Origin of the sequence: Streptomyces sp. MZ04 (assembly GCF_004684775.1) — a bacterium.
Lineage (GTDB): Bacteria > Actinomycetota > Actinomycetes > Streptomycetales > Streptomycetaceae > Streptomyces.
Genome location: NZ_SRIC01000050.1, coordinates 1 through 22,805, shown reverse-complemented (window position 1 = coordinate 22,805; position 22,805 = coordinate 1). Strand labels below are relative to the sequence as shown.

Genomic DNA, 22,805 nt, shown 5'->3' with positions numbered 1-22,805 from the left:
GGTTCGGAAGCGCGCCGCAGGCGCACCCGCACCCTGGAGGAGAGCCATCGTGCCTCGTACCGTCAGGGACGTCGTCTTCGTGGATGGCGTCCGCACCCCGTTCGGCAAGGCGGGCCCGAAGGGCATCTACCACGAGACCCGTGCCGATGACCTCATCGTGAAGGCCATCCGGGAGCTGCTGCGCCGCAACCCGGCCCTCGACCCCGCCCAGATCGACGAGGTCGCCATCGCCGCGACCACGCAGATCGGCGACCAGGGTCTGACGCTGGGCCGCACGGCCGGGATCCTGGCCGGGCTTCCGCAGTCCGTGCCGGGCTACTCGATCGACCGCATGTGTGCCGGCGCCCTCACCGCCGTGACGGCGACGGCCGGCTCCATCGCCTTCGGCGCGTACGACGCCGTCATCGCCGGCGGTGTCGAGCACATGGGCCGCCACCCCATGGGCGAGGGCGTCGACCCGAACCCGCGGTTCGTGAGCGAGAAGCTCGTCGACGAGTCCGCCCTGTTCATGGGCATGACCGCCGAGAACCTGCACGACCGGTACCCCACGATCACCAAGCAGCGCGCCGACGAGTACGCCGTGCGCTCGCAGGAGAAGGCCGCCAAGGCCTACGCCAACGGCAAGATCCAGCAGGACCTGGTGCCGGTCTCCGTGCGTCGGACCAACGAGGAGGCGGGCGAGACCGGTTGGGGTCTTGCCACCGCCGACGAGCCGATGCGGCCGGGGACCACCCTGGAGAGCCTCGCCGGGCTGAAGACGCCGTTCCGTACGCACGGCCGCGTCACCGCCGGCAACGCCGCGGGCCTCAACGACGGCGCCACCGCGTCGATCATCGCCTCCGAGGACTTCGCCCGCGAGAACAACCTCCCGGTCAAGATGCGCCTCGTCTCCTACGCCTTCGCGGGTGTCGAGCCCGAGGTCATGGGCTACGGCCCGATCCCGGCCACGGAGAAGGCGCTCGCCCAGGCGGGGCTCTCCATCGGCGACATCGGTCTCTTCGAGATCAATGAGGCCTTCGCCGTCCAGGTGCTCGCCTTCCTCGAGCACTACGGCATCGCCGACGACGACGCGCGCGTCAACCAGTACGGCGGCGCCATCGCGTACGGCCACCCCCTCGCCTCCTCCGGCGTACGTCTGATGACGCAGCTGGCGCGGCAGTTCGAGGAGCAGCCCGAGGTGCGCTACGGCCTGACGACGATGTGCGTCGGCTTCGGCATGGGCGCCACGGTCATCTGGGAGAACCCGAACTTCAACGGAGGCAGCAAGTGAGCACCGACACCGCTGAGCTTCTGAAGGGCGCGGCCGAGCTGTTCCCGGACGAGGTCGTCACGCAGGCGCACGTACGCCACCTCGACCTGCCCGCGACGGGATCCAATGGTGGCTCCGCCACGGGCGGGCGCTTCGCGCTCATCACGCTCGACAACGGCTTCGACCACACCAAGCCGACCACCTTCGGCCCCGGCTCGCTGGCGAACCTGAACGTCGCCATCGACCAGGTCGAGAAGGAGGCGGCCGAGGGCACGATCGTCGGCGTCGGCATCACCGGCAAGCCGTTCATCTTCGCCGTCGGCGCCGACCTCAAGGGCGTGGAGATCCTCAAGCGCCACGAGGACGCTCTCGTCATCGGCAAGAGCGGGCACGACGTCTTCAAGCGTCTGTCCGGGCTCGCCGTGCCGACCTTCGCCTACTACAACGGTGCCGCGATGGGCGGTGGCGTCGAGGTCGGTCTGCACTGCTCCTACCGCACCGTCTCCAAGGCGCTGCCCGCCTTCTCGCTGCCCGAGGTCTTCCTCGGTCTGGTCCCGGGCTGGGGCGGCTGTGCGCTGCTTCCGAACCTGATCGGCGCCGACAAGGCCGTCTCGGTCATCATCGAGAACTCGCTCAACCAGAACCGCCAGCTCAAGGGCAAGCAGGTCTTCGAGCTCGGCATCGCCGACGCGCTCTTCGAGGGCGCCGACTTCCTCGAGCAGTCGCTGATCTGGACGTCGTCCGTGCTCAACGGCACCGTCACGGTGGAGCGCCCCGAGATCGACCGCGGCGAGGGCTGGGACGCCGCCGTCGCCCGCGGCCGCGGCATCGCCGACTCCAAGGTGCACGGTGCGGCCCCGGCCGCCTACCGCGCCCTGGAGATCATCGAGGCCGCCAAGGACGGCGACCTCCAGAAGGGCTTCGACGCGGAGGACGTCGCGCTCGCCGACCTCATCATGGGCGGCGAACTGCGCAGCGGGCTCTACGCGTTCAACCTCGTACAGAAGCGCGGCAAGCGCCCTGCGGGTGCCCCGGACAAGAACCTGGCGCGTCCGGTCACCAAGGTCGGCGTCGTCGGCGCGGGCCTGATGGCCTCGCAGCTTGCGCTGCTCTTCCTGCGCCGCCTCGAGGTCCCGGTCGTCCTGACCGACATCGACCAGGAGCGCGTCGACAAGGGTGTGGGCTACGTCCACGCCGAGATCGACAAGCTGCTCCTCAAGGGCCGGATCAACCAGGACAAGGCCAACCGTCTCAAGGGTCTTGTCTCCGGTGTGCTCGACAAGGCCGAGGGCTTCTCCGACGCGGACTTCATCATCGAGGCCGTCTTCGAGGAGATCGGCGTCAAGCAGCAGGTGTTCGCCGAGGTGGAGGCCGTCGCTCCGGCGCACGCCATCCTCGCCACCAACACCTCCTCGCTGTCCGTCTCCGAGATGGCGTCGAAGCTGAAGCACCCCGAGCGGGTCGTCGGCTTCCACTTCTTCAACCCGGTCGCGATCCTCCCGCTCCTGGAGATCGTCCGCGGCGAGCAGACCGACGACGCCTCGCTGGCCACGGCCTTCGGTGTCGCCAAGAAGCTGAAGAAGACCGCGGTCCTCGTGAAGGACGCCCCGGCGTTCGTCGTGAACCGCATCCTCACCCGCTTCATGGGCGAGATCCAGAACGTCATCGACGAGGGCACCCCGGTCGCCGTCGCCGAGAAGGCCGTCGAGCCGCTCGGTCTGCCGATGTCGCCGCTGGTTCTCCTCGAGCTGGTCGGTCCTGCCATCGGTCTGCACGTTTCGGAGACCCTGAACCGCGCCTTCCCGGAGCGCTTCACGGTGTCCCCGAACCTCGCCGCCGTCGTCAAGGCGGGCAAGCGCGGCTTCTACGTGTACGACAGCGGGAAGCCGGAGCTCGACCCCGAGGTCGCCGCGCTCCTGAAGCAGGGCGACTCCGTCCTGACCGAGGAGCAGGTCCGTGACCGCGTGCTCGACGCCGTGGCGCAGGAGATCGGGCTCATGCTCGACGAGGGTGTCGTCGCCGAGGCGCAGGACATCGACCTCTGCCTGATCACCGGTGCGGGCTGGCCCTTCCACCTGGGCGGCATCACGCCGTACCTGGACCGGGCCGGCGTCAGCGAGCGGGTCATCGGCAAGCGGTTCCTGGAGCAGGGCGTGGCCAGCGTGCCCGCGTAACTCCTGAACAGTGAGAGGGGCGCCCGGTCGACTGCCGACCGGGCGCCCCTTCGCCGTTCCCGCGTCAGATCAGACCCGCGTCCACGCGTCCAGGGCGAGGCCCGGCTCCGCCTTCTGGCGTGCGACGTGCAGCGCGCCGTCCACGCCGATCGCCGCGAGCACCAACCGCCCGTGGGCGTCGAGCGCCAACGCCGGTGCGCCCAGGCACGGTTCGCCGGTCTCGGACCACCACAGGCCCGCCTCCTCCCGCTCCGTGGGGAACGCCGCGAGCGCGGGGCGTCCGGTACGGGTGCGGTGGGCGAGGATCGTGCAGTCGTGGCCGTCGATCGTCGCGCGCAGGGCGGCCGTGGGGCCCGGGTCGGGGGTGCCGCTCAGGGGGATCGCGGCGGCGTCGGGGCGGTGCGCCTGGACGCCCGTGGCGCGGGCGTCGGCCGCGTAGTACGTGAGGCCGTCCTCGGCGGTCTCCAGGGCCGTGCCCGAGCCGGGGGCCGGGGCCAGCGGGATGTCGTCGCCGCGCACGAGCTCGCCGCCCTGCTTGTCCTGGGCCCAGTGCAGCGTCTTGTCGGCGGCGGGGCCGAAGACCTCCACGCGTCCCGTCGAGGTGGCGACGGCCACGATGCCGTCGAGGACCTGGCGGACCTTGAAGTCCTTCCAGCCCTCCCACTTGCCGCCCTTGCCCTCGCGCCGCAGCCGGACGCTGTTCACGGCGTCCCGTACGAAGACGTGGACCGTGCCCGCGGCGTCCACGGCGGCGGTGGGGGCGCCGAGGTGCGGCGCCCGCTCGACGAGCTTGGTGTGCGGGTTGCCCAGCGAGCGCCAGTCCATCAGCGGGCGCCCCGACTGGTACTGGATGGCGTGCACGACATCGACCTCGGGGTCCGCGCCGTCCGGCTTGGGGCGCCGTCGCAGGCCGACGAAGTGCACGTACCCGTCGGCGCCCTGGGCCAGGGAGAGGTGGGTGACGTCCGGTGCGTCGAAGAAGTCGGGGCCCGTCCAGTCGGGGCCGCCGGGCCGGGTCTCCGTCCAGCGCAGCAGGCCCCCGTCGGTGCGGGCGTACGCGGTGAGCCGGTCGTCCTTGCCGAGCAGCAGCCACCGGCCGGTCTCGGGCGTACCGGTCGCGGCGCGGTCGGCGCCGGCCGGGTGGGCGGGCTCCCGCCCGGGCCTGGGGGCGGACCTCTGCGGCATGACTCGGCGCCGACCTTCCTTCGAGCGTTCGCTTGCTGTGGCCCGGGGCTGTCCTGGGGTTCGGGTCGGACAGACCCTGGGGCCGACGGCCCCCAAGTCTACGTTTGGCGCGCACGGCCGCCGGTCAGGGCCCGGGCCCTCGGTGTGCCAGGGTGACGCCATGACAACTCTGCTCGTCGTCGACGCGGCGAACGTCGTGGGCTCGGTCCCCGACGGCTGGTGGCGCGACCGGCGCGGGGCCGCCGAGCGGCTGCGGGACCGTCTGGTGCCGTACGCGGACGAGGGTCTTCCCGGGCTTCCGGGCCCGCTGGAGCTCGTACTCGTCGTCGAGGGGCAGGCCCGCGGTGTGGAGTCCGTGCCGGGCGTACGCGTCGACTCGGCGCCCGGCAGCGGGGACGACCGGATCGTGGAGCTCGTGGCCCAAGAGGCCGGGGAGGCCGCCGACCGGGCCTGCGTCGTCGTCACCGCCGATCGCGAGCTGCGCCGCAGGGTGACGGAGCTGGGCGCGCGGTGCCTGGGCCCGCGCAGCGTGCGTCAGCCCGACGCCGAGCGGGAGTAGACCCGGGAGTAGATCACCGCGCCCTCCACCGTCGCCACCGGCGCGTAGCCCGCCGCGAGCACCCGGCGCAGCGAAGGCACCCGCTCCGGGGCGAACGGCTTGCCCCGCGAGTCGTCCACGATCAGCGCGGGCGGAGCCGCCGCGAGCTCGGCGCGGAAGACCGGCCAGGCGCCCTGAACCGCGTACTTCTCGCCCACCTGGGGGCCGTTGCGGCCGCCGCTGTAGTTGGTGAGGAGCCCCGCGGTCAGATACCGGCTCGCGGGGTCGCGGTCGGCCAGCCAGTACGTCTCGGGGTGTATCCCCCACAGCAGCACCCGGTCGCGCGGGGCCGTGCGCGCCCGTACCTCGTCGGCGATCCGCTCGGCGTGCGCCAGTTCGGGGCGCGGCGCCAGCATCCCCCAGGCCAGGAAAAGCGCACACGCCCCGGCCGTCACGGACACCGCCGCCAGGGTGCGCTCGCGGGGCAGGATCTGGAGCGCCGCGGCGCCCAACAGGGCCAGCGACGGCGTGAGTTGGAGGTAGTAGTGGCCGAAGAAGTGGAAGCCGGCCAGGACCGCGCCCGCCGACGAGGCGAGCCAGATCCACAGCTCCGCCGAGCCGGTGCGCGCGATGCGCAGGACGCGTACGACGGGCGGGATGATCCCGGCGCAGGCCGCCGCGAGGATCGCCGCGTTGGTCAAACCCCTGGTGAGTACGTGGAGTTCGGACCCGGTGAAGGAGGCGTAGGCGCCCGATCCCGTCACCGTCCAGAACAGGAATCCCGCCGGGTCGGTGACGGCGGCCGCCGCGAGGACCGGGCCGCAGAGTCCAACTCCCAGGCGTAGTACGTCCCTTCGTCCTGCCCCCGCACGCCACAGCAGCCACGCCACCGGCACCAGCGTCGCTCCCCCGGTCTGCTTGGCCAGGAACGCGCAGGCCACCGCGGCGCCGGCCAGGGCCCACCGGCGCCGGTCGGCGCACCACAGGGCGGCCGCCGTACAGGGCAGCATGAACACCTCGAAGGCCGCCGCCTGTGCGTCCTCCGGGTTCAGGCCGACGGAGATCAGGAGGTACAGCACGCCGGCGGTGCGGCCCGCCCCGTCGCCCCAGCGGCGCCGGGCGACGAGGGCAAGCAGGACGGCGGTGGTGAGCTGGGCCGCGACCGCGAGCACCTTCAGCGGGAGCAGGCTCGCGTCGCCGCAGAGCGCGAAGGCCCCTTCGTACAGCCAGGGGACGAGCGGCGGCTTGCGGTCGACGACCGTTTCGTAGAGCGCGCCGCCGTCCGCCAACATCCTTGCCTGGACGGCGAGATAGCCCTCGTCCGGGCTCCACAGCGGCCACCGGAAGGAGGGCACCCGGGTGAGGCAGGCCAGCGCGGCGAGGAGCGGGAGCAGGCGCCTGAAGTACGGGCGGCGGGGCGCCGGTGCGTGCTCCGTGCGGGGGCGCGGCACCCAGGGGGTGCATACGGAGCGTAGGGACGCGGGGGGCTCGGCGAGCATGGGGTGCACGCTATCCGGCCCCGCAGCCCCCATCAGAGCGGGACATACGGGGCCGGTGGATTGACGGCACGAGACCGCGGTGGCTACAGAGCGTCGTCGGCCTGGAGTTCGCCCCCGCTCCTGCCCAACCGGCTGTGCGAGCGCCCGTACAGGAAGTAGACGACGAAGCCGATCACCATCCAGATGCCGAACCGCAGCCACGTCTCGCCCGGCAGGTTCAGCATCAGCCACACCGAGGCGGCCACCGAGAGGATGGGCACCAGCGGCACCAGCGGGGTGCGGAAGGCGCGGTGCAGTTCGGGGCGGGTGCGGCGCAGGACGATCACGCCGATGGCCACGACGACGAACGCGAAGAGGGTGCCGATGTTCACCAGGGTCGCGAGCTCGTTGATGCTGGTGAAGCCCGCGATGACGGCGATGAGGACGCCAAGGAGGATGGTCGGCCGGTAAGGCGTCTTGAAGCGCGGGTGCGTGACGGAGAAGAAGCGCGGCAGCAGACCGTCGCGGCTCATCGCGAAGAACACACGCGTCTGCCCGAGCAGCAGGATCAGACACACGGTGGTCAGGCCGACGGCGGCACCGAAGCTGATGGCGCCGGCGTACCAGGGGTGACCGGTGGCCTTGAAGGCTTCGGCGAGGGGCGCGCTGACGGACAGTTTGGTGTAGTGCTGCATGCCGGTGACCACGAGCGAGACGGCCACGTACAGCACTGTGCAGATGAGGAGCGAGCCGAGGATGCCGCGCGGCATGTCGCGCTGCGGGAACTTGGTCTCCTCGGCGGCGGTGGCCACCACGTCGAAGCCGATGAAGGCGAAGAAGACGACGGAGGCCGCGGTGAAGATGCCCATGACGCCGAAGTTGGTGGGTTCGTAGCCGAAGATCAGCTGAACCATGGGGGCGTCTTCCCAGCCCACCCCGACCGCCGGGGTCACCGCGTCGGGGATGAACGGCGAGTAGTTGTCACCCACGATGAAGAAGAGACCCGCGATGATCACAATCATGACCACCGTCACCTTGATGGCCACGACGACCGCGGTGATGTTGGCGGACAGCTTCATGCCGATCACCAGGATCGCGGTCAGCACCAGGACCAGCAGGAAGGCCAGGATGTCGAAGCTGCCGCCCGGCACATCGGGGCCTTCCAGCGCATTCGGGAGATGCCAGTCCGCGTTGTCCATCAGGGAGCGCACATATCCGGACCAGCCGACCGCGACGACGGCCGTGCCCAGGGCGAATTCGAGGACGAGGTCCCAGCCGATGATCCAGGCGGGCAGCTCACCGATGGAGGCGTAGGCGAAGGTGTACGCCGACCCGGCCACCGGGACGGTCGAGGCGAACTCGGCGTAGCACAGGGCCGCAAGCGCACAGACGATGCCGGCGGCGACGAACGCCAGCGCGGTCGCGGGTCCCGCGTTCTCCTTGGCCACCTTGCCGGTCAGGACGAAGATGCCGGTGCCGATGATGACGCCGACACCGAAGACCATGAGGTCGAGGGCGGAGAGCGACTTTTTGAGCGCATGCTCGGGCTCTTCGGTGTCCTGGATGGACTGCTCGACGCTCTTCGTTCTGAAAAGGGTGCTTGTCACGGGCGTACCTCCACGCTTGTCGTCCTCGACATGATCGAGACGGGGGGTGGTCCGCAAGCTCCGGCACGGGGGGATTCACGCGAATGGGCCGGTCCCACCACCCGTACAGGGTGGTGGGACCGGCCCGGAGAACCGCGTGGTTGACGTCAGTCGCGCGCGGGCTCCACCGCGTCCACCGAGTCCACGGCCGCCGCCCGCTCGAAGCGGCCGTCCAGCTTGGCGACCAGACCCGTCACCTGGCGGGCGATGTCCGGGGCGGTCAGGCCGATCTCGGCCATGACCTCCTTGCGGGACGCGTGGTCCAGGAAGCGCGGCGGGATGCCGAAGTCGCGCAGCGGCACGTCGACGCCCGCGTCGCGCAGGGCCTGGGCGATCGCCGAACCGACGCCGCCCGCACGGGAGTTGTCCTCGACGGTGACCACGACGCGGTGCTGCTCGGCGAGCGGGGCGAGCGCCTCGTCGACGGGCTTGACCCAGCGGGGGTCGACGACCGTCGTGGTGATGCCCTGCTTGTTCAGGAGGTCGGCGATCTCCAGGCACATCGGCGCGAGCGCGCCGACGGAGACGAGCAGCACGTCCGGGCGGTGGGTGGCCGCCTTCCGCAGGACGTCCATGCCGCCGACCTTGCCGACGGCCTTGACGGCCGGGCCGACCGCGCCCTTGGAGAAGCGCACCACGGTCGGGGCGTCCTCGACCTCGACGGCCTCGCGCAGCTGCAGACGGACCTGGTCGGCGTCGCGTGGGGCGGCGATGCGCAGGGTCGGCACGCACTGCAGGATCGACATGTCCCACATGCCGTTGTGCGAGGCGCCGTCGGTGCCGGTGATGCCGGCCCGGTCCAGGACGAACGTGACGCCGCACTTGTGCAGGGCCACGTCCATCAGGAGCTGGTCGAAGGCGCGGTTGAGGAAGGTCGCGTACACGGCGAAGACGGGGTGCAGGCCGCCGGTGGCCAGGCCCGCGGCGCTGACGGCGCCGTGCTGCTCGGCGATGCCGACGTCGTAGACCCGCTCCGGGAAGGCCTTGGAGAACTTGTCGAGGCCGACCGGCTGGAGCATGGCCGCGGTGATCGCGACGATGTCCTCGCGCTCGTGGCCGAGCTTGACCATCTCCTCGCCGAACACGGAGGTCCAGTCGACGCCGGAGGACGCGATCGGCAGGCCGGTGTCGGGGTGGATCTTGCCGACGGAGTGGAAGTGGTCGGCCTCGTCCTCGAGGGCGGGTTTGTAGCCGCGGCCCTTCTCGGTGATGCAGTGCACGATGACCGGGCCGCCGAAGCGCTTGGCGCGCGCCAGGGCGGACTCCAGGGCCTCGATGTCGTGGCCGTCGATCGGGCCGACGTACTTCAGGCCGAGGTCCTCGAACATGCCCTGCGGGGCGATGAAGTCCTTCAGGCCCTTCTTCGCGCCGTGCAGCGTCTCGTAGAGGGGCTTGCCGACGACCGGGGTGCGCTCCAGGAGGTCCCTGCCGCGGGCCAGGAAACGCTCGTAGCCGTCCGTGGTGCGCAGGGTCGCCAGGTGGTTCGCGAGGCCGCCGATGGTCGGGGCGTACGAGCGCTCGTTGTCGTTGACGACGATCACCAGGGGGCGGTCCTTGGCGGCCGCGATGTTGTTGAGGGCTTCCCAGGCCATGCCGCCGGTCAGCGCGCCGTCGCCGATGACGGCGACGACGTGGTCGTCCTTCTTGCGCAGCTCATTGGCCTTGGCGAGGCCGTCCGCCCAGCCGAGGACCGTGGAGGCGTGGGAGTTCTCGATCACGTCGTGGTCGGACTCGGCCTGCGAGGGGTAGCCGGACAGGCCGCCCTTCATCTTCAGCTTGGAGAAGTCCTGGCGGCCGGTGAGCAGCTTGTGTACGTAGCTCTGGTGGCCGGTGTCGAAGAGGATCTTGTCCTGGGGTGACTCGAAGACGCGGTGCATGGCGATCGTGAGCTCGACCACGCCGAGGTTGGGGCCGAGGTGGCCGCCTGTCTTGGAGACTGCGTCGACGAGGAAGGTGCGGATCTCGTCGGCCAGCTGGATCAGCTCCTCCTGGCTGAGCCGGTCCAGATCGCGCGGTCCCCTGATGCGGGTCAGCAGCGGCACCCGTGCCTCCTTGCAGTAGAGCTGTTCGAGCGTTGGCCCGATGTCGCCGGGCCCGTTGAGTCTAATGTTCCGCAGTTGAAGGCGGCGGCCGGGCCGGGAGTTCCGCGTTCACTCGATCGGCGGTGGACAGAGAGCTGCCCGGCACCGCGCCATTGCGGTACCGGGCAGCCCCCGCTGGAGGTTCCGGCAGGTCAGGCGCGGCCTGCCGTCTTCTGGGTCTTGCGGGTGACGGAGTCGATGACGACCGTGGCGAGCAGTACGCCACCGGTGATCATGTACTGGACCGGCGTCGCGATGCCTTCGAGCGCGAGGCCGTACTGGATGGACGTGATCACCATGACGCCCAGGAGGGCGTTCCAGGTGCGGCCGCGGCCGCCGAAGAGGCTGGTGCCGCCGATGACGGCCGCCGCGATGGCGTTCATCAGGAGGTCACCGGTGCCGGCGCCCTGGTTGGCCGCGGCGATCTTGGAGGCCATGAAGAGCCCGCCCGCCGCCGCGAACGTACCGGCGATCGCGTAGACCGACGTACGGATCAGCGTGACGTTGATACCGGCTCGGCGGGATGCCTCGACGCTGCCGCCGAGGGCGAAGACCTTGCGGCCGTAGCCGGTGCGGCGCAGCACGAAGTCGGTGCCGACCAGGACCACCAGGAAGATCACCAGGGCCAGCGGAAGGCCCTTGTACTGGTTGAACATGATCGCGGCGGCGAAGGCCACGACGGCCAGGACCACCGTGCGCACGACGATCTCGCTCAGCGGCCTGGACGGGACACCGGCCGCCTCGCGGCGGCGGCTGTCCAGGAAGGAGGAGAGGAAGAACGCCACGACCGCGACGATCGCGAGGCCGTAGGCCGCGGCGACGTCCGTGAAGTAGTACGAGGTCAGCTTGGCGATCAGGCCTTCGGAGTCCAGGTTGATGGTGCCGTTGTCGCCCAGGATCTGGAGCATGAAGCCCTGCCAGAACAGCAGGCCTGCCAGGGTGACGGCGAACGCCGGGGCGCCGATGCGCGCGAAGAAGAAGCCGTGGATGGTGCCGATCACCGTACCGGTGAGGATGGCGACGATCAGGGCGAGCCACTCCGGGGTGCCGTGCGTGACGGCGAGGACGGCGGCGACGGCGCCCGCGACACCGCTGACCGAGCCGACCGACAGGTCGATCTCGCCGAGCAGCAGCACGAAGACGATGCCGACGGCGATCATGCCGGTGCCGACCATGGCGACGGAGATGTTGCTGAGGTTCTCCGCGGTCATGAAGCGCGAGTTCATCGAGGCGAAGATCGCCCAGATGATGATGAGGCCCACGACGACCGGGATGGAGCCCAGGTCACCGGCGCGCATCTTCCGCTTGAACTCGGTGATGTAGCCGGCGAAGCCCTGCTCGCGGACGAGCAGGCGGGGGTCTACGGCGGTGACGGCGTCGGCCGCGGCCGCCGGGGCGTCGACGGGTGCGTCGCCGGGCGTGGAGGTCTTCTCGATGCTCACTTCTGGACCTCCACGTTGCGCGCCGCGCGACGGGTCACGGCATTGTCCGTGGCTCCCGTGATGGCGGAGATGATCTCTTCCTGCGAGGTGGCCTTCACGTCGAAGACTCCGTTGTTCCGGCCGAGCCGGAGCACCGCCACCTTGTCGGCGACGGCCTTGACGTCCGCCATGTTGTGGCTGATGAGGATGACCGCGTGGCCACGCTCGCGCAGCCGCTCCACCAGGTCGAGGACCTGTGCGGTCTGCTCGACGCCGAGTGCGGCGGTGGGCTCGTCGAGGATGACGAGCTGGGGCTCACCGAGCATCGAGCGGGCGATCGCCACGGTCTGGCGCTGACCGCCGGAGAGCGAGGCGATCGGGATGCGGACGCTGGGGATGCGGATCGAGAGCGTGGTGAGCAGCTCGCGGGCGCGGCGCTCCATCTCGACCTCGTTGAGCACGCCGCGCCTGCGCAGCTCACGGCCGAGGTAGAGATTGCCTACGACGTCGATGTTGTCGCACAGCGCGAGGTCCTGGTAGACGGTCGCGATGCCCAGGTTCTGGGCGTCGTGCGGCTTGTTGATCGAGACGCTCTTGCCCTCCCACTCGATGACACCGTCATCGATGGGATGCACGCCGGCGATCGTCTTGACCAGCGTGGACTTTCCTGCGCCGTTGTCGCCGACCAGGGCGACCACCTCACCGGCACGGACCTCAAGCTCTACATCGGTGAGCGCCTGGACGGCACCGAATCGCTTGGAGACCCCGCGCAACGCCAACACGGGCGTAGCGGACACGTGAACCATCTCCTTCGCCGCCTGACCGGCGGGAGGTTGAACAGAAGAGAACGAGACGTACGAGAAGTACGAGCAGAGCGAAGAACGCGAAGACCAGAGGGTGTTTCTGTCCGGCGCCCCGCCATAGCTGCGGGGCTGTTGGAGCGGGACACCGGACAGGCCTCAATGGTGGTGAAGTCCCGTGAGGAAAAGGGGACTTACTTCAGGCCGACCTTGCCGCAGTCGGCCTTGTACTTGGCCGTGCAGATCTCGTCGAGCGCGTAGATACCGTCCTTGATGACGGTCTCCTTGATGTTCTTGTCGGTCAGCGAGACGACCGGGACGAGCACGGTGGGGACGCCCTTGGTGGTGGGGCTGTCGACCTTCGTCTTGGCGATCGAGTCGAGCTTCTCGCCCTTGCCGAGCGCGACGGCCATCTTCGCGGCGATCTCGGCTTCCTGCGGGTAGGACTTGTAGACGCTCATGAACTGCTCGCCCGCGACGATGCGCTGCACACCGGCGAGTTCGGCGTCCTGGCCGGTGACCGGCGGAAGCTTGGAGAGGCCCGCGGCCTTGAGGGCGGTGATGATGCCGCCCGCCATGCCGTCGTTCGCGGAGTAGACGCCGACGATCTTGTCCTTGCCGATCGCCGAGATCGCGCCCTCCATGTTGGCGTTGGCGTTCTCCGGCTTCCACTCCTTGGTGTCGTACGACTTGCCGATCTTGACCTTGCCCTTGAGCTCGGCCTCGGCGCCCTTCTTGAAGAGCTTGGCGTTCGGGTCGGTGATCGCGCCGTTCATCATCACGATCTCACCGTCCTTGGCCTTGTCGCCGAGGGCCTCGAGAAGGGCCTTGCCCTGGACGTGGCCGACCTCTTCGTTGTCGAACGAGGTGTACGCGTCGATGGGGCCCTCGGCAAGACGGTCGTACGCCACGACGGGGATGCCCGCGTCCTTGGCCTTCTTGACCGAACCGGCGATCGCCTTGGAGTCCACGGCGTCCACGATCAGCACGTCCACCTTGTTGGTGATCATGGTGTCGGCCTGCTGGTTCTGTACGGTCGCGTCCTGCTTGGCGTTCGCGTAGGTGATCTTGCCCTTGCCGTCGGTCAGCTCCTTGACGTGCTTCTCGATCAGCGGCTTGTCGAACTTCTCGTAACGCGCGGTCTGGTTCTCCGGCAGGAGCAGACCTATGTTCAGCGCGTCGCCCTTCTTCGCGCCCGAGTCTTCATCCTTGTCACCGCCGGACTCCTTGGCGCTGCCACAGGCGGCAAGGGTGACGGCCATCGTGGTGGCGGCAACGGCAACGGCGGCACGACGCATACGTGTGTTCATTCGGGAACCTCCCTGACGTGGCCGCGTCGTTGCGGCCGAGGTGGCTCGAAGTCAACTCGGCCGCCACACCAGCGTCAAGGAGTAAATCCTTAACGAGATGACAACGGTGCCATGCGTTATCTAAGTGAAGGCAGGTGCCGACGCGGGGAGCGATCCGTCCAAAAGGGTCGAATCGCCCATTTCGCTGAGTGCGAGGGCCAGCGCCCCGAGCACCTCGGCCCGGCCGCCAAGTGCCCCCGGAAGCACGGAGAGTTGGCGTGCCGCACTGGGGATCGCGTACCGCCCCACGGACTCCCTGATGGGCCCGAGGACCAGCTCACCGGCCTCCGCGAGATCGCCGCCGAGGACGACCCGGCTGGGGTTCAGGAGATTGCAGAGATTCGCCACACCGCTGCCGATGTGCCGCCCGACGTCGGCGATCACCCGTCGGCAGCCCGGGTCGCCGTCACGCGCGAGGGCGACCACGCGCTCCATGGTCAGATCCGTGCCGTGGCTGGACTGGAGCAGGGGCAGGACATAGCGGGCGGCGGTGAAGGTCTCCAGGCAGCCGCGGTTGCCGCAGCGGCAGACCGGGCCCGACTCGTCCAGGGTGATGTGCCCGATCTCGCCCGCCGTGCCGCCCGGGCCGCGGTAGATCCGGCCGTCGATCACCAGGCCGGCGCCGACACCGCTCGCGACCTTGATGTACGCGAGGTCCTTGACCCCGCGGCCGCTCCCCCAGACCAGCTCGCCGAGCGCTCCGAGGTTGGCGTCGTTGTCGACGTGCACGGGAACCCCGAGGCGGCCCCCGAGCTCCTCGGCGGGCTTGGTGCCCGTCCAGCCCGGCAGGATCGACGTCGAGCCGAGCGTCCCGGACTCCACGTCGATCGGACCCGGCACGCCGAGCCCGACGCCCGCGATCTTCGCGCGGTCCACGCCGGTCGCCGCGAGCAGCCTGCTGACCAGCTGCTCGGCCCGGTCGAAGCCCTGCGCGGCGGACGCGTCCACGTCCAGCGGCTCGGACTCCTCGGCGAGCACCTGGTGGGCGAGGTTGCCCACGGCCACGCGCAGGTGGGTGTGGCCGAAGTCCACGCCGATGACGATGCCCGCGTCGCCGCTGAGCGAGACGCTGCGGGCCCTGCGGCCCCCTGCCGAGGTGGGCGTGACCTCGACCGTTCCACCGTCCTTGAGCTCCCGGACGATGTTGGAGACCGTGGCCGCCGACAGGCCGGTCGTCCTGGCGATCTCGGCCTGAGTGAGCGAACCGGCGAGCCGTACGGCGCGTACGACCCGCTCGAGATTGGCCCGGTGCAGCGAGGACTGCGACCCCGGAGTCTCCATTGACTCAGCCACCCTTATTCCGTATGACGTAAATGAGTTAGCAGCATCGTCGCCGCCCGTACAAGTTGTGAACTCCAAGCTCTGCTGAAGGGGTTAGCGCAGTCAAGTCCTTGACGGAAATCCGCCCCGCCCGACAGCCGGACAGGCCGGGTCCAAGCGGTAGGGATACACCCCAAACCACTCAGACCCGGCCTGCCGGGGCCGATCCGTTACTTGACCGAGCCCGCCGTGAGACCCGAGACGACATGCCGCTCGATGAAGGCGAACAGCACGATGACCGGCACGATCGCCACCACGGACGCCGCGAAGAGGTAGTTCCACTCCACGGTGTAGGCACCGATGAAATTGTTGATGCCGACGGTCAGCGGCTGCTTGTCGGGCTCCGTGGTGAGCGTGAGCCCCATCACGAACTCGTTCCAGGAGGTGATGAAGGTGAAGATCACCGCGGTCACCACACCGGGCAGCGCGAGCGGCAGCGTCACCTTCACCATGGCACCGAAGCGGCTGGTGCCGTCCACCATGGCGGCCTCCTCAAGCTCCGGCGGGATCGAGCTGATGTAGGCGGTCAGGATCCACACCGCGAAGGCGAGGTTGAACGCCGCGTTGGTGATGATCAGCGTCCAGACCGAATTGAGCATGTCCAGCTGGTGGAACTCGCGGTAGAGACCGACGAGCAGGGCGGTCGGCTGGAACATCTGCGTGACCAGGACGAGCAGCAGGAAGGCCTTGCGTCCGCGGTAGCGCATGCGGGCCGTGTAGTACGCGGCCGGCAGCGAGACCAGCAGGACCAGGAGCGTCGCCCCGCCCGCGACCAGCAGGGTGACCTGCAGGTTCTGGCCGAGCTCGGACTCCTTCCATACGTCGATGAAGTTCGCCCACTCGAAGTCCTGGGGCAGATACGTCCGGTCCCGCAGCTCGCTCTTGGGCCGCAGCGCCGTGATCACCATCTCCAGGTACGGCGCCAGGAAGAGCGCCGCGAGCGCCCAGGCGACGACGGTGATGACGAGCGTGCGCGGCCGGAAGGTGCGCTTGGGCTTCGGGGACTTCTGCTTCTGCGACCCGGGGCGGGTCGCCGTCGCGGTGGCCATCAGTCCTCCTCGTTCCACCGGCTGACCTTCAGGAAGATCAGCACGAGCACCACGACCATCGCGAAGTTGACCACCGACATCGCTGCGGACTCACCGATGTCGGTCTCCTTCAGCTTGTACATGAACACCATCGACGTGGAGGTGTCGTAGCCCGGACCGCCCTGCGTCATGGCCCAGATGATCGGGAAGGAGTTGAAGACGTTGATGAGGTTGATGACCACGCCGACGAGGAACGCGGGCCGCAGCATCGGCAGCGTGATGTGCCGGTACGTCTGCCAGCCGCCGGCCCCGTCGATCCGCGACGCCTCGTAGACGTCCTGCGGGACGGTCTGCAGTCCGGCGAGCAGGGTGTACGTGGTGAAGGGCAGCGAGACGAAGACGGCGACGGCCATCATCCACGGCCAGGCGGTCTCCGAAGAGCCCAGCCAGTCCTTGGACTTGTCGATGAGACCGAGGTCGAGCATCAGGGTGTTGAGAACGCCCGCGGTCTGGTTGAGCATCCACTTGAAGCCGATGGCGGTCATCAGGACGGATGCCGCCCAGGGGGCGATGAGCGCCCAGCGTGTGATGCGGCGGCCGGGGAACTTCTGGTTGAACAGCTGGGCCAGGGCGAGCGAGAGCAGCATCGTGACGCTCACCACGACGACCGTCCAGATGGTCGTCCAGAGCAGCACCGAGCCGAAGTCGCTCTCCTCGAAGAGCTTCTTGAACTTGTCGGTTCCCGCGCTGCCGCGCACGACACCGGCGATGGAGACATTGAGGAACGAGGTGCGGATCAGCTCGACGACCGGCCAGACGACCACGGCGAGGATCAGCAGGATGACGGGCGCTATCCAGGGCAGCGGGCCGAGCCTGGCGATGCCGCTGCGGCGGCTGACCGGCCTGGGTGCGCGCCCGCCCCGTCCCCGGCCGGTGCCGGCCGGGGGCGGAGGGGCCTTCAGTGACACAAGGACTCCTTGCGTACGGAGTGAACTGGGCGAACGAGGGCCTGCTGCCTGCTACTTGGCCTCGGCTGCCGCCGCCTCCGCCTTCTTCTGCAGATCACCGAGGACCGACTTCGGGTCGTCGGATGCCGCCTTGCCGCCGGTCTTCTTCATCTCCGCGGAGATGACGTCCCACGAGGTGTCGCCCAGCGGGTAGAACTTGGCGTTCGGAAGCACCTCGAAGAACGGCTCCAGGTCCTTGTGCTTGCCGTTGCCCTGCATCTCCTTGAGGGTGTCCTGGGTGACCGGCATGAGGTTGTACATCTCGTCGAAGGCCAGCATCTTCTTGGAGTACGTGAAGTCCAGGAACTTCTTCACGCCTTCCTTCTCCGCGCCGCCGTCCTTGAACGCCATCATCCAGTCGGCCACGCCCAGCGTGCTGTCGAGCGGGCCCGTCTTGCCGGGGATGGGGGCGACGCCGTAGTCGACCTTGCCGTCCTTGGCCATCTGGATCAGGCTCGGGTGGCCGTTGAGCATGCCGACCTTGCCCGCCGCGAAGTCGGCGAAGGCCGTCTTGCGGTCCGTGGAGGCCGGGTTGGAGTACGTGAGGCCGGGCTTGACCAGGTTCTTCTGGAGCCACTCGAAGGTCTCGACGTTGTTGGCGCTGTCGAGCGTGTACTTGCCGCTCGAGTCGGTGTAGCCGCCGCCGTTGCCGAGCTCCCACATCATCGTCTCGCCCTGGGTCTCCTCGGGGCCGAGCGGCAGGGCGTAGGGGGTCTCGGCGGCCTTGGAGTCCTTGATCTTCTTTGCGGCGGCGGCGAGTTCGTCCCAGGTCTTGGGCGGCGTCTTCACGCCGGCCTTCTTCAGGACGGCCTTGTTGTAGAACATCACGCGGCTCGAGGAGACCCACGGGATGCCGTACTGGGTGCCGTCGACCTCACCGGCCTTGGCGAAGGTCGGTATGAGGTTCTCCTTGGTCTTGGGAGAGAGGACCTCGTCGGCCTTGTAGAGCAGGTCGTCGGAGACCTTGTCGGCGTAGCCGCCGGTCTGCAGCAGGTCGGGCTGGTCGCCCGCCTGGATCATGTTCTTGACCTGCTTGTCAATCTCGTTCCAGTTGATGACCTGGACGTCGACCTTGTAGCCCTTGTTGGCCTTCTCGAACTCCTTCTTGACGCCGTTCCAATAGATCTTGGAGGCGTTGGAGGCCTTGTCGCCGTAGTCGGCGGCGACGAGCTTGATGGTCTTGCTGTCGCCGCTGTCGCTGTCACCGCCGCAGGCCGTAAGTCCCAGTGCCATCGCGAGCGTTGCCGCACCGGTGGCGATTACTCGTTTCCTCATGCTGTTCAACCCTTCGACATCGGTGTCGACTTGAACGCGGGCAAAGGACCCCCCGCAGCGCCGTGGCGCCGACATTACTCACGGCCGGAATTGGCGCGACAGGCCTAGACCACTTTCGTGGCCAAGCTGAAATCACCCGCTGTCCACGTCACTTGAGAGCGCCCGCGGTGAGGCCCGCCTGCACCTGCCGCTGGAAGACGGCGTACACGACGAGCACCGGAAGCATGGCGATCGTCAGGCCCGCGAAGAGCGCTCCCCAGTCGCCCCGGTAGCCCTGGTTCACCGCGAGCGCGGCGAGTCCCTGCGGCAGCACATAGCGGCTCTCCTCCTCGTTGTTGAGCAGCAGCGGAAGCAGGTACTGGTTCCACTGGCCGAGGAAGTTGAAGATGCCGATGCTGACCAGGCCGGGCTTGGCCATCGGCAGCATGATCTGGAAGAACGTCCGCGTGTGCGAGGCCCCGTCGACCATCGCCGCCTCCTGGACGCCCGTGGGCAACGTACGGAAGAAGGAGGTGAGGAAGAAGACGGTGAACGGCAGCGAGTACGCGATGTAGGCGATCATCAGGCCGGGCCGGGTGTCCAGGAGGCCGAAGTTCTCCATGACCGCGAAGAGCGGTACGAGGGCGAGGATGACGGGGAACATCATGCCGCCCGCGAAGAGCAGGAAGATGAACCGGTTGCCCGGGAAGGTGAAGCGGGCGATGACATACGCCGCCATCGACCCGAGCAGCATGGTGCCGGTCAGTGAACCCGCAAGGATGATCAGCGAGTTGAGGGCGTACTGGCCGATGCTGGCCTTCGTCCACGCGTGGCTGAAGTTCTCCCAGTGCAGTGAAGTCGGCCAGCCCATGGGGTCGCTGAGGATCTCGACCGAGGGGCGCAGCGCGGTGAGGGCGACCCAGACGAGGGGGCCTGCCGCGAGGATCACCCACAGGGCCAGGAAGGCGTGGGAGAAGACGTTCAGCGTGGCGCCGCCCGCCTGGCCCGCCTCGCGGCGGGGCGCGTCGGCGGTCTCGTCGCGGGGCGCTTGGGTGGTCTTGGTCATGATGCAGGGCTCCCGCGGTCTCAGTATTCGATCCGGTCGCGATTTCCGATCCTCATGACGATCAGCGAGAACGCCATGCTGAGGACGAGGAGGACGACGCCGATGGAGGTGGCATAGCCGTACTGACCGTCACGGAACCGTTCGTAGAGGAAGACCGGAGTGACCTTCAGGACGTGCTCGGGCACCATCACCAGGACGATCGCGAACGAGTCGAGCGCCTGGATGCCCATATAGATCCAGCCGGTGCGCACCGTGTCCCAGATCAGCGGCAGCGTCACGCTGAAGAAGGTGCGCCCCCGTCCCGCGCCGTCGAGCAGCGCGGCCTCGTAGATGTCCCTGGGGATCGCGCCCATCGCGGCGGAGAACAGCACCACGTAGAAGCCGACGAAGCTCCAGGACAGCACGGCGAGCACCGCGATGAGGGCCAGCGAGCGGTCGCCGCCGAGCCAGGCGGGGCCGTCGATGCCGACCTTGTCGAGCCCGCCGTTGATCAGGCCGCTGTTGGTGTTGAAGACGCGCCCCCACACCACGGCGATGATGGCGACGGACAGGACCTGCGGGAAGAAGTAGACGACCTTGTAGAAGGCCGAGCCCGCGACACCGGCGATGGCCTGGCCCTTACGGTGCCTGCCGCCCGACGTGATCATGTACGCGAAGAACATGCCGAGCACGAGGGTGATCAGCGGGGCGACGACCGCGAGGACGACGCTGACCTCCAGGGAGTCCCAGAAGCGCTCGTCGTTCCACATCTTCGTGAAGTTGTCGAAGCCGATGAAGTTCGCCACCGGCCCGCCGGACCAGTCGGTGAAGGAGTAATAGATCGCCTGCACGAAGGGCGAGATGACGAACAGGGTGTAGAACGCGAGCGGCAGCGACAGGAAGCCCACGATGAAGCGGTACTTGTCGAGCGTCCGGTAGCGCCGGTCGTAGCGCACGCTCTCGGGAGTGAAACGGGGCGGCAGCAGCACCGCGAGGAGGAACAGCAGCGGGTTCGGCGCCTTGGGCCGGCCGCTCACCGCCTCCTCCTTCGAAGGTTCCGAAGGTGGGGGATCGTCCACCTTGGTGTCAGTCGTCATGCCCCTCCGCCCCGCCTCACTCACGTGCCCGCGTCCCCGGTCCCGTGCCTCTCAGGTGCCCGTCAGGCCTTCTTGATCTTGCTGATGTCCGGGTCCTTCATGATCCGGTCGGACGCCTTCTGCATGGTGTCCATCGCCTGCTTGGTGCCGATCTGGCCCAGCATGAACTTGGCGATCATGTTGTTGAAGTCCTCGCGGAACAGCTCGTTGTACCAGTCGTAGAACTTGGGGATGACGACGTTCTCGCCGGCCGCCTCGATGGCCGCCTTCGCGCTCGCCGTGCCGGAGGGCAGCTTCTCGCCGTCGATGGCGCCCTTGACCACGGGGATCGAGCCGACCTCCTTGAACAGGTTCAGGGCGGCCTCCTTGCTGTACATCATCCGCAGCCACTCCATGCCGCCCTGCACGTTCTTGGCTTTGGAGGGGACGATGAACGGCTCACCGGCCGGGGAGTAGAGCGTGCCGAACGGCATCTTGTCGCCCGAGTCCAGGGACGGGGTCGCGCCGACCGTCATCTGGAAGTCCTTGGGCGTGGTGTCCTTGGCCTCGTTCTCCACCCACGAACCATTGGGTACGAAGAGACACTTGCCCTCCTTGGTCCAGGCGGTCTGCATCTCCGTGTGCGCCTCGGTGCCGTCGAAGCCGGTCAGCACGTACTTCTTGGATACGAGCTCTTCCCAGGCCTCGAAGACGTCCTTGACGGCGTCGTGCTTCCAGGCACCCGGCTCCAGATAGTCCATGGCGTCGATGACGTCGCGCCCACCGCGCTGCGCGAACATGGCATACATGCTGAAGAACATGTAGCGGGGGTGGCCGCCGGGGTAGCTCCAGCCGTGGATGCCCTTGCCCTTGGCCTTCTTGCAGACCGCGAGCATCTCGTCCCAGGTCTTCGGATACTCGGAGTCGAGCCCTTCCTCGAGCAGCTTCTTGGAGTACCAGTTGCCGTACACCGTCGAGGCGATGTTGAGCTGGTAACACTCCTTGCCGCCGAAGGTGCCCATCTGCTCGACCACCGGCACGATGGTCTCGCGGACCGTGACGTTCGGGTCGTCCCACGAAGGGGAGTCGAGCAGCTCGCCGAGGTCGGCGACCTGCTTGTTGTGCACCAGCTTGCCGATGTTCATCTGGTCGGCGCCGGAGTTGTTGACCACGTCGGCGGTCGGCTTGCCGCGGACGATCTTCGGCTGCAGCTGGGTGGCAATCTTGGTGGTGGCCTTCTGTCCCGCGTCGGACTTCGGGTACCGCTTCTTGTACATGTCGGTGACGAATTGGGCGTACTTGTCGCCGTATCCACCGTTGAAGATATAGACCCCAAGCGCGGCGTCTTCCTTCACGCCGAGCGGGTTCTTCTTGGACTTCTTGCCCTTCTCCGCCTTGTTCTCGTCTCCGCCACCGCTGGCGCAGGAGCTCAGGGCGCCGACGGCGGGCACCGCGAGAAGTCCGGTGACTGCCGCCTTCTTCATCACGTCACGACGGTTGAAGCTGGTGGATCCCATGCTCAAGTCCTCGCCTTCTCCAGGACTCAGGCGGTGCGCGGGACCCCGCCGGCTCACTGGGGGCGAAGGGCCCGACACCGCGGGTCAGTTGAAGCTTGGGTGGTACTGAACGTGCGACAACTCCATGGCAAGGGCTCGCACCCGCCACTCAGGGTGCCGATAGGTATAGTCCACTCTTCGGCGGCAGAGCAAGATCGAAAACAGGTTGGGCCAGCAGTCTTTCCCGAGTTGAGACCTCGCGGAGACGTGGGGCGGTTCGTTCACGGCATGAGCAAATTGGGGCATGCCGGTTCGGGGGTGCGGGGGGCTTTGCTGGGCCGGTGCTTGATTGGCGCCGGGGCCGCCCGGTTGGCCTGAGAGTGGCGGTTCCGGGCTGGGAGTAAAGGGCGCTCCGCTGCGCTGCGCGTCGGCTTCGCCGATTCCGCTGCGCTCCACCCTTGACACCCAGCCCTCCACCGCGAGAAGCGTGATGACCGGGCGGCCACGAAACGGGGCTCACGGGGATGCGGGGTTGGGTCATCCGGCTTGAGCGCCGGGTGCGGACTAGTCCGTTTCAGCGTGCCGGGGTGGGAGGGGTGCGCGACCCGTCCGGGGATGAGTCCCTGTCTCGTCAAGCGGGTGCGGACCGGATCGTCTG

At 68.4% G+C, this 22,805-nt stretch carries 17 protein-coding genes; 3 read left to right on the top strand and 14 right to left on the bottom strand.

Annotation, left to right across the window (positions count from 1 at the left end):
* Window positions 1–49: 49 nt before the first annotated feature.
* Together E2651_RS13945 and E2651_RS13940 are read left to right on the top strand one after the other, a co-directional pair.
* The gene (locus tag E2651_RS13945) at window positions 50–1,270 is read left to right on the top strand and encodes an acetyl-CoA C-acyltransferase (protein ID WP_135331418.1); all 1,221 of its coding nucleotides are present in this window, start codon (window positions 50–52) and stop codon (window positions 1,268–1,270) included.
* Window positions 1,267–3,423, top strand: coding sequence for a 3-hydroxyacyl-CoA dehydrogenase NAD-binding domain-containing protein (locus E2651_RS13940; protein WP_135331417.1), 2,157 nt, complete (start codon window positions 1,267–1,269; stop codon window positions 3,421–3,423). The genes E2651_RS13945 and E2651_RS13940 overlap by 4 nt, the downstream gene beginning before the upstream one ends.
* 69 nt (window positions 3,424–3,492) lie before the next feature.
* Here E2651_RS13940 and E2651_RS13935 read toward each other — a convergent pair whose 3' ends face one another.
* The gene (locus E2651_RS13935) at window positions 3,493–4,608 is read right to left on the bottom strand and encodes a hypothetical protein (RefSeq protein ID WP_245238801.1); all 1,116 of its coding nucleotides are present in this window, start codon (window positions 4,606–4,608) and stop codon (window positions 3,493–3,495) included.
* Between the two features lie 160 nt (window positions 4,609–4,768).
* Between E2651_RS13935 and E2651_RS13930 the strand changes: the two genes are divergently transcribed.
* Window positions 4,769–5,167, top strand: coding sequence for an NTP pyrophosphohydrolase (locus E2651_RS13930; protein WP_135331416.1), 399 nt, complete (start codon window positions 4,769–4,771; stop codon window positions 5,165–5,167).
* Here the strand turns inward: E2651_RS13930 and E2651_RS13925 are convergent.
* The 13 genes from E2651_RS13925 to ngcE all read right to left on the bottom strand — a co-directional run bounded on the left by E2651_RS13925 (window position 5,143) and on the right by ngcE (window position 22,168).
* Entirely contained in the window at window positions 5,143–6,645 is a 1,503-nt protein-coding gene (locus E2651_RS13925) for a glycosyltransferase family 39 protein (RefSeq protein ID WP_135331415.1), read from the bottom strand. The genes E2651_RS13930 and E2651_RS13925 overlap by 25 nt on opposite strands.
* A gap of 83 nt (window positions 6,646–6,728) precedes the next feature.
* Window positions 6,729–8,231, bottom strand: a complete 1,503-nt coding sequence (locus E2651_RS13920) for an amino acid permease (protein ID WP_135331414.1) — start codon at window positions 8,229–8,231, stop codon at window positions 6,729–6,731.
* Between the two features lie 146 nt (window positions 8,232–8,377).
* Window positions 8,378–10,312, bottom strand: a complete 1,935-nt coding sequence (dxs, locus tag E2651_RS13915) for a 1-deoxy-D-xylulose-5-phosphate synthase (RefSeq protein WP_135331413.1) — start codon at window positions 10,310–10,312, stop codon at window positions 8,378–8,380.
* Between the two features lie 191 nt (window positions 10,313–10,503).
* Window positions 10,504–11,793, bottom strand: a complete 1,290-nt coding sequence (locus tag E2651_RS13910; RefSeq protein ID WP_135331412.1) for a sugar ABC transporter permease — start codon at window positions 11,791–11,793, stop codon at window positions 10,504–10,506.
* Entirely contained in the window at window positions 11,790–12,578 is a 789-nt protein-coding gene (locus tag E2651_RS13905) for an ATP-binding cassette domain-containing protein (RefSeq protein ID WP_135331411.1), read from the bottom strand. The genes E2651_RS13910 and E2651_RS13905 overlap by 4 nt, the downstream gene beginning before the upstream one ends.
* Before the next feature lie 188 nt (window positions 12,579–12,766).
* Window positions 12,767–13,882 (bottom strand): sugar ABC transporter substrate-binding protein, encoded by a 1,116-nt coding sequence (locus tag E2651_RS13900; protein ID WP_135331410.1) that lies wholly within the window; start codon window positions 13,880–13,882, stop codon window positions 12,767–12,769.
* Between the two features lie 120 nt (window positions 13,883–14,002).
* The gene (locus E2651_RS13895; RefSeq protein WP_135331409.1) at window positions 14,003–15,202 is read right to left on the bottom strand and encodes an ROK family transcriptional regulator; all 1,200 of its coding nucleotides are present in this window, start codon (window positions 15,200–15,202) and stop codon (window positions 14,003–14,005) included.
* A 209-nt stretch (window positions 15,203–15,411) separates the two neighbouring features.
* The gene (locus E2651_RS13890) at window positions 15,412–16,290 is read right to left on the bottom strand and encodes a carbohydrate ABC transporter permease (RefSeq protein ID WP_135331408.1); all 879 of its coding nucleotides are present in this window, start codon (window positions 16,288–16,290) and stop codon (window positions 15,412–15,414) included.
* The gene (locus tag E2651_RS13885) at window positions 16,290–17,237 is read right to left on the bottom strand and encodes a sugar ABC transporter permease (protein WP_209446144.1); all 948 of its coding nucleotides are present in this window, start codon (window positions 17,235–17,237) and stop codon (window positions 16,290–16,292) included. Before E2651_RS13885 ends, E2651_RS13890 begins: the two co-directional genes overlap by 1 nt.
* Window positions 17,238–17,288: 51 nt before the next feature.
* Window positions 17,289–18,551, bottom strand: a complete 1,263-nt coding sequence (locus E2651_RS13880; RefSeq protein WP_209446143.1) for an extracellular solute-binding protein — start codon at window positions 18,549–18,551, stop codon at window positions 17,289–17,291.
* A gap of 148 nt (window positions 18,552–18,699) precedes the next feature.
* Window positions 18,700–19,596: a carbohydrate ABC transporter permease gene (locus tag E2651_RS13875; protein ID WP_135331407.1), complete on the bottom strand. Its 897-nt coding sequence runs from the start codon at window positions 19,594–19,596 to the stop codon at window positions 18,700–18,702.
* Window positions 19,597–19,616: 20 nt separating this feature from the next.
* Window positions 19,617–20,672: a sugar ABC transporter permease gene (locus E2651_RS13870; RefSeq protein ID WP_135331406.1), complete on the bottom strand. Its 1,056-nt coding sequence runs from the start codon at window positions 20,670–20,672 to the stop codon at window positions 19,617–19,619.
* A gap of 62 nt (window positions 20,673–20,734) precedes the next feature.
* Window positions 20,735–22,168 (bottom strand): N-acetylglucosamine/diacetylchitobiose ABC transporter substrate-binding protein, encoded by a 1,434-nt coding sequence (ngcE, locus tag E2651_RS13865; RefSeq protein WP_135331405.1) that lies wholly within the window; start codon window positions 22,166–22,168, stop codon window positions 20,735–20,737.
* Window positions 22,169–22,805 lie beyond the last annotated feature (637 nt).

Excerpts from the sequence above, each read along its gene's own strand:
- E2651_RS13905 (WP_135331411.1), bottom strand. The coding sequence starts at position 12,578 with ATGGTTCACGTGTCCGCTACGCCCGTGTTGGCGTTGCGCGGGGTCTCC.
- E2651_RS13870 (WP_135331406.1), bottom strand. The coding sequence starts at position 20,672 with ATGACGACTGACACCAAGGTGGACGATCCCCCACCTTCGGAACCTTCG.
- E2651_RS13900 (WP_135331410.1), bottom strand. The coding sequence starts at position 13,882 with ATGAACACACGTATGCGTCGTGCCGCCGTTGCCGTTGCCGCCACCACG.
- ngcE (WP_135331405.1), bottom strand. The coding sequence starts at position 22,168 with ATGGGATCCACCAGCTTCAACCGTCGTGACGTGATGAAGAAGGCGGCA.
- E2651_RS13925 (WP_135331415.1), bottom strand. The coding sequence starts at position 6,645 with ATGCTCGCCGAGCCCCCCGCGTCCCTACGCTCCGTATGCACCCCCTGG.
- E2651_RS13890 (WP_135331408.1), bottom strand. The coding sequence starts at position 16,290 with ATGGCCACCGCGACGGCGACCCGCCCCGGGTCGCAGAAGCAGAAGTCC.
- E2651_RS13895 (WP_135331409.1), bottom strand. The coding sequence starts at position 15,202 with ATGGAGACTCCGGGGTCGCAGTCCTCGCTGCACCGGGCCAATCTCGAG.
- E2651_RS13930 (WP_135331416.1), top strand. The coding sequence starts at position 4,769 with ATGACAACTCTGCTCGTCGTCGACGCGGCGAACGTCGTGGGCTCGGTC.
- E2651_RS13935 (WP_245238801.1), bottom strand. The coding sequence starts at position 4,608 with ATGCCGCAGAGGTCCGCCCCCAGGCCCGGGCGGGAGCCCGCCCACCCG.
- E2651_RS13880 (WP_209446143.1), bottom strand. The coding sequence starts at position 18,551 with ATGAGGAAACGAGTAATCGCCACCGGTGCGGCAACGCTCGCGATGGCA.
- E2651_RS13875 (WP_135331407.1), bottom strand. The coding sequence starts at position 19,596 with ATGACCAAGACCACCCAAGCGCCCCGCGACGAGACCGCCGACGCGCCC.